The organism is Bradyrhizobium sp. DOA1, from assembly GCF_001593325.1.
GTDB lineage: Bacteria > Pseudomonadota > Alphaproteobacteria > Rhizobiales > Xanthobacteraceae > Bradyrhizobium.
Genome location: NZ_JXJM01000001.1, coordinates 1038630 through 1044194, shown reverse-complemented (window position 1 = coordinate 1044194; position 5565 = coordinate 1038630). Strand labels below are relative to the sequence as shown.

The window sequence follows — 5565 nt, the reverse complement described above, 5'->3', positions numbered from 1 at the left end:
GGATGGTGCCCTGCTCGCCCTTGCCGCTGGCGAGACGCTCGGCCGGGGTCTCCAGGCCATGATCGGCGGAGTTGCGCACCATGTGAGTGAGCGGGTCCTTGATCAAATCGAGCACCTGGCGGTCGAGCTCGGTGTCGGCGCCGTGCATCTCCAGTTCGATCTGCTTGCCGAGTTCGCTCGACAGATCGCGGACGATGCGGGGCAGCTTCTGCCAGGCATTGCCGATCGGCTGCATGCGCGTCTTCATGACGCCTTCCTGCAGCTCGGCGGTGACGTTGGACAGGCGCTGCAGCGGCACCTTGAACTCGGTGTCCTCGTTGCGGCGGGAGATCTCCAAAAGCTGGTTGCGGGTCAGGACCAGCTCGGAGACCATGGTCATCAGGTGCTCCAGCGTGTCCACGTTGACGCGGATCGACTGGTTGGCGATGCTGGCCCCTTCGCCGGCATTCTCATCGGCCATCGACTTCTTCGGCGCGGCCTTCTCCCTGGCGGCAGGCTTTGCGGCGTCCTTCGCAGCTTCCTTGGCAGCCGGGGCCTCAGCGGCCGGCGCGGGCTCGGCCTTGACTTCGGCCTTGGCAACGGGGGCCGGGGCCGGCGCTTCGATCGCGGTCTCGCGGAAGGCGCGCTCGAGCTCGTCGAGCGAGACTTCGCCCGGACGCAAGGGCCGCTCCAGCGTCTGGTCGATCAGCGTGCCCGTGGTCAACTCCTTGGCGGGCGCGGCAGCCGGGGCTTCGGGCACGAGCGGCGGAGCTTCTGCAACGGGAGCAGCGGCACTTCCAGCGGCCATTGCCGCCATGCCTTGCTCGACCATCGCTTCCAGCTTGTCGATGAGGTCGCGGTCGTTACCCTCGGGCTCGGCTTCGGTCGCCTCGAGGCCCGCGAGGATTTCCTTGATGCGATCGATCGAGGACAGGATCACCGTCACCGCCTGCCCGGTCACCGGCATGCCGTCACGGAATTTGCCCATCAGCGTCTCGCCGGCATGCGCCAGCGCTTCAAGCCTGGGCAGGCCGAGGAAGCCGCAGGTGCCCTTGATGGTGTGGACGAGGCGGAAGATGTTATCCAGGATCTTGGCGTTGTTCGGCTCCTGCTCGAACTTCACCAGCTGATTGTCGACGGTGTCCAGGCTCTCGCTGGTCTCCGTCAAAAACTCCCGCAACAGATCATCCATGAAAACAGGCCTTCATACAGGAAGGGCGCGCACGAGACGTGATACGCCATTTCGGAATGGGGCCAGCTTCACCGCAAAGCGTTTAATATTGGTTGAGTATGTGCAAAAGAACGGAACCAACAAAGAGATAAGGCGCTGCGGACAAGCCGAAGCGCCTCGTAAAGATTGGATTAACGCTTCGGGAGCGACGCGCTTCGTTTACGAAGCGCTAACGATGATGGCTTCGCCTTCCGGCTTGAGCGTCACGGTGAGCCCGCAGGCCTGCGCGAGCAGACGCGTATAATAAGGCTGGATCGCATGCGCATCGGCAGCAGGTCCGCGCTCGCCGCTCAGGAGCTCGGAGATGTTCTGCGGCAGGCGCGCGTTGTGTCCGGTCGCGGTGATGCGAAAGCTCATCGTCTCGCCCTCGCCGATCGGATCGATCGTCAGCATTCCGCCGCGCGGGATCGTGTGCTGGGCAACGACCAGCATGTTGAGCAGCAGCTTGACGCGGTTCTTCGGCAGCAGCAGCCGCGGCAGATTCCAGGTGATCGAGCACTTGCCGTCCTCGATGTGACCACGCGCCATGGTCTGGGCATCACCGAGATCGATCTGCGCGCCAGAGGAGCCGGCGGCGCCGAACGCGAGGCGGCAGAACTGGAGCCGGGCCGAGGCGGTCTTGGCGCTCTTGCGAATCAGGTCGAGCGCGAACTCGCGGTCCTCGGGCTTGGGATCGTCATCGAGCACTTCGAGCCCGTTGACGATGGCGCCGACGGGGCTGATGAGATCGTGGCAGACCCGCGAGCACAGGAGGGCTGCGAGTTCGAGCATATCGGGAGCAGTAGCGGTCGCGGGCGACGAAGCGTCAGACATATAATGGGGTCCTGGAGGGTTCCTGGCATTGCACGGCGCTGGACGCCGCGAATCACGCATGCTTGACGGATGATGCGGGTTCTAACATTCGCAAGCCTGCGGCAGCTAGCTTGCGATAGGTTCGAAGCGGCCATAAAGCCCCGTCGAATCAACCTGGGCGAATCAACCGAGAAGGGGCGAGACTTGCCGATGAATGAGGCACGCAAGTGAGGATGATCGACGATGCGGCCGCATCCGGCCTGATGGAGCCGCTCACCGCGCTGGTGGTGAAGGCGGGCGAAGCGATCCTTGCCGTCAACCGCGCGGCGATGCGGGTCGACGGCAAGCAGGACGGTTCGCCGGTGACCGAGGCGGACCTGGCCGCCGACCGCATCATTGCGGAGGGCCTGGCGCAGCTCGCCGCCGACGTGCCGACGCTGTCGGAAGAGCGGGCCCAACTCGCCTCCCCGCCGTTCCAGGGCAGCTTCTTCCTGATCGATCCGCTCGACGGCACCAAGGAATTCGTCGCCGGCCGCGACGAGTTCACCGTCAACCTCGCTCTGGTGACCGAAGGCGTGCCGCTGCTCGGCATCGTCTCGGCGCCCGCGCTGGGACTGCTCTGGCGCGGCATCGTCGGGCGCAGCGCCGAGCGCGTCAGCTTTGACGGCACGACCATCGGCGCGGCCGAACCGATCCGCACCCGCAAGCTGCCGGCACAGGGCGAACCCTGGATCGCGGCGGTGAGCCGCTCCCATGGCGATCCCAAGAGCGAGGCGTTCATCGACAACAGGCCCAACGCCGTCAGGAAGACGTGCGGCTCGGCGGTGAAATTCGGCCGCATCGCGGAAGGCAGCGCCGATATCTATCCCCGCTTCGGGCCGACCTCGGAATGGGACGTCGGAGCCGGCTGCGCGCTCGTGACCGCGGCGGGCGGCAGGGTGACCGACGGCAAGGGCGGCGGGCTTCGCTTCGGCCAGCGCAGCGGCGGCGGGTTCATCATCCCCGAGTTCATCGCCTGGGGCGACCCACAGGCGGTACGAGGCTACTGACCGAGCTTGCTCTGAAGCGTCGGCCAGCGCTTGCGGACCTCATAGAGGAAGCGCTCGGGGTCGGCGGCGAAGGCGTCGCGGTTGGCTTCCCGGCTGAACAAATAGAGCCGCTGCGCCACGATCGCGAAGAAGCGGGGATTGCCGGCGATGACGACGCCGCGGGCGATGTCGGCGGGATCATAACCGCCGAACTGCGGTCCGTAGATCTCGGGATGGGCCAGGAAGGAAGCCCGGTTGCCCTCGTTCCGGAAGCGCCAGACCGCGCCCCAGAGGCTGGCCTCGAACTGCGCCCTGCCTCGCGCAGCCGTGCCATCGACGAAATAGGCGACGGGGTCGAAACCCTCGATGGCGACGCCGCTGAAACGGTTGACGACGATCCGCTCGGTGGTGGCAGCCTTGGCCGGCAGCCCCACGCAGCCGATCCAAATGCCCGCCAGCAGGCAGACGAGACGGCCGATCAAGGCAATTCCGGGGCGCAAAGGGCTATCTTCCTGCCGTTGTGCCGTCATAGTTGCTGCGGATAACATCCGAGTCGAGGGGACATCCGGCGCAACCTAGAGCCGTGCCTGTTGGCGTCAGGTTAAGGAAGCGATCGGTTTCGATACCAGGGGTTCTTTTATGACTTTCGCATCACGCCTTGCTGCGCTCGCGCTCGTCGCGATGGTCGGCTGGATCGTGCCAGCCTCCGCCCAGCAGGCGCCGCCGCCCAACCTGCCGCCGCCGCAGCGAACCCAGACCCCCAGCACCTATGGGCCGGACGAGCTCGTCACCGCCGGCCACCGCTTCTTCGGCAACGTCTCGCGCGGGCTTGCCTCGATCATCGAAAAGGCGGTCAGCCAATGGGGCCTGCCGAACGGCTATATCCTGGGTGAGGAAGGCTCCGGCGCCTTCGTCGCCGGCCTGCGCTACGGCGAAGGCACGCTCTACACCAAGAACGCCGGCGATCTGCGGGTCTATTGGCAGGGCCCCTCGCTCGGCTTTGACTGGGGCGGCGACGGCGCCCGCACCATGACGCTCGTCTACAACCTGCCTGCCACCAACGCGATCTACCAGCGCTTCGCCGGCCTCGACGGCTCGGCCTATATCATCGGCGGCTTTGGCATGACCGCGCTGACTGCCAACAACATCGTGCTGGTGCCGATCCGCTCCGGCCTCGGCCTGCGGCTGGGCGCCAATATCGGCTATCTCAAATTCACTCCCAGCGCGACCTGGAACCCGTTCTAGGCTCCTTTCTCCCTCCGCTTACCGATCAAGGTTAACGACAGAGCGGGGCTGGCTTTTTGCCGGCCCGCCGTGGCATTGTCGTTGGTGAATTTTTCCTTAAGCTTCGGAGTTCTGGCCCATGGTCGAGCCGATCATGTACCTGGCGATCGGTTTCCTGCTCTCGATGCTGTGCGGGCTCGCCATCGTGCCGCTGGTGCATAACCGCGCGGTGCGCCTGACCACGCGCCGGCTCGAGGCCGCCACCCCGCTGTCGATGGCCGAGATCCAGGCCGACAAGGATCAGCTCCGGGCCGAATTCGCCATGTCGGCGCGGCGGCTCGAGATGAGCGTCGAGCAGCTCAAGAACAAGACCACGAGCCAGCTCGCCGAGCTCGGCAAGAAGAGCGACGCTATCAACCGCATGAAGATCGAGCTCGGCGAAAAGAACGCCACGATCTTTGCGCTGGAAGCGCGCGAGAAGGCGGTGAAGGAGCAGCTCCGCGCCACCGAAGAAGAATTCTCCGCCAAGACCCAATCCTTGCGCGAGGCCGAGATTGCGCTGGCCGACAAGCAGGCCGATCTCGCCAGGATCAACACCGAGCTCTCCGACCGTTCGATGATGGCGGAGAGCCGCCAGGTCGAGCTCGTCGCGGTACGCGCGCAGATCGAGGAACTGAAGAACCGCGTCGGAGATGCCGAGAAGGAGTTCGCGGCAACGCAGGCACGCCTCGCGCAGGAGCGCACCGAATCCGAGACCGCCTCGCGCGAACTCGCCGAAGCCCGCGGCCGCGTCGAGAATCTGAGCCAGCGCGTCACCGAGCTCGACCGCCAGCTCATCGTGCAGGTGAAGGAGGCCGAGATGCTGTCCAGCCGCGTCGCCGACCTCGAGGCGCGCCTCGCCACGCAAGGCAAGCTGCTCGCCGAGCGCGACTACGAGAACAACCAGCTGCGCCAGGCCAATGAGAATGCCGAACGCACTGTCAAGGAGCTGCGCGTCGAGCTCGCCGCCCTGAGCGGCGGCAAATCGTCGGCCGCGTTCGAGGCGCTGCGTGCGGAGAAGATCGCGCTGGAGGAGCAGCTCCGCAGCGCGCGCGACGAGCGCGCCAAGCTGCAGCGCGACATCAACACGATCCAGCAGCAGGCGGAGAGCTCCTGGGCGACGGAGCGGATGGAGAACGCGCTTCTGCGCGAGCGCATCAACGACATCGCCGCGGAAGTGGCGAAGCTCGCGATGCAGCTCGAAGGCCCGAACTCGCCGATCGAGGCGCTGCTCGCCGCCGAGGCCGGCCAGCCGCCGAAGCCGGCGCCGCG

The 5565-nt window shown here is 66.0% G+C and carries 6 protein-coding genes; 3 read left to right on the top strand and 3 right to left on the bottom strand.

Annotated elements, in window-relative coordinates:
* Both SE91_RS04895 and chpT read right to left on the bottom strand, forming a co-directional pair.
* A partial coding sequence (locus tag SE91_RS04895; protein ID WP_197489421.1) for a chemotaxis protein CheA occupies positions 1–1171 on the bottom strand: 1171 nt, incomplete at its 3' end.
* A gap of 198 nt (positions 1172–1369) precedes the next feature.
* Entirely contained in the window at positions 1370–2023 is a 654-nt protein-coding gene (gene chpT / locus SE91_RS04890; RefSeq protein ID WP_060734980.1) for a histidine phosphotransferase ChpT, read from the bottom strand.
* 212 nt (positions 2024–2235) lie between these two features.
* Between chpT and SE91_RS04885 the strand changes: the two genes are divergently transcribed.
* Positions 2236–3051, top strand: coding sequence for a 3'(2'),5'-bisphosphate nucleotidase CysQ family protein (locus SE91_RS04885; protein WP_061846777.1), 816 nt, complete (start codon positions 2236–2238; stop codon positions 3049–3051).
* On the opposite strand, the gene SE91_RS04880 is transcribed toward SE91_RS04885, so the two are convergent.
* Positions 3045–3530, bottom strand: a complete 486-nt coding sequence (locus SE91_RS04880; protein ID WP_060734978.1) for a YHS domain-containing (seleno)protein — start codon at positions 3528–3530, stop codon at positions 3045–3047. The genes SE91_RS04885 and SE91_RS04880 overlap by 7 nt on opposite strands.
* A 139-nt stretch (positions 3531–3669) precedes the next feature.
* Between SE91_RS04880 and SE91_RS04875 the strand changes: the two genes are divergently transcribed.
* Both SE91_RS04875 and SE91_RS04870 read left to right on the top strand, forming a co-directional pair.
* A complete protein-coding gene (locus SE91_RS04875) occupies positions 3670–4275 on the top strand; it encodes a DUF1134 domain-containing protein (protein ID WP_061846776.1) in 606 nt (201 codons plus the stop codon).
* Positions 4276–4393: 118 nt separating this feature from the next.
* A partial coding sequence (locus SE91_RS04870; RefSeq protein WP_061850971.1) for a coiled-coil domain-containing protein occupies positions 4394–5565 on the top strand: 1172 nt, incomplete at its 3' end.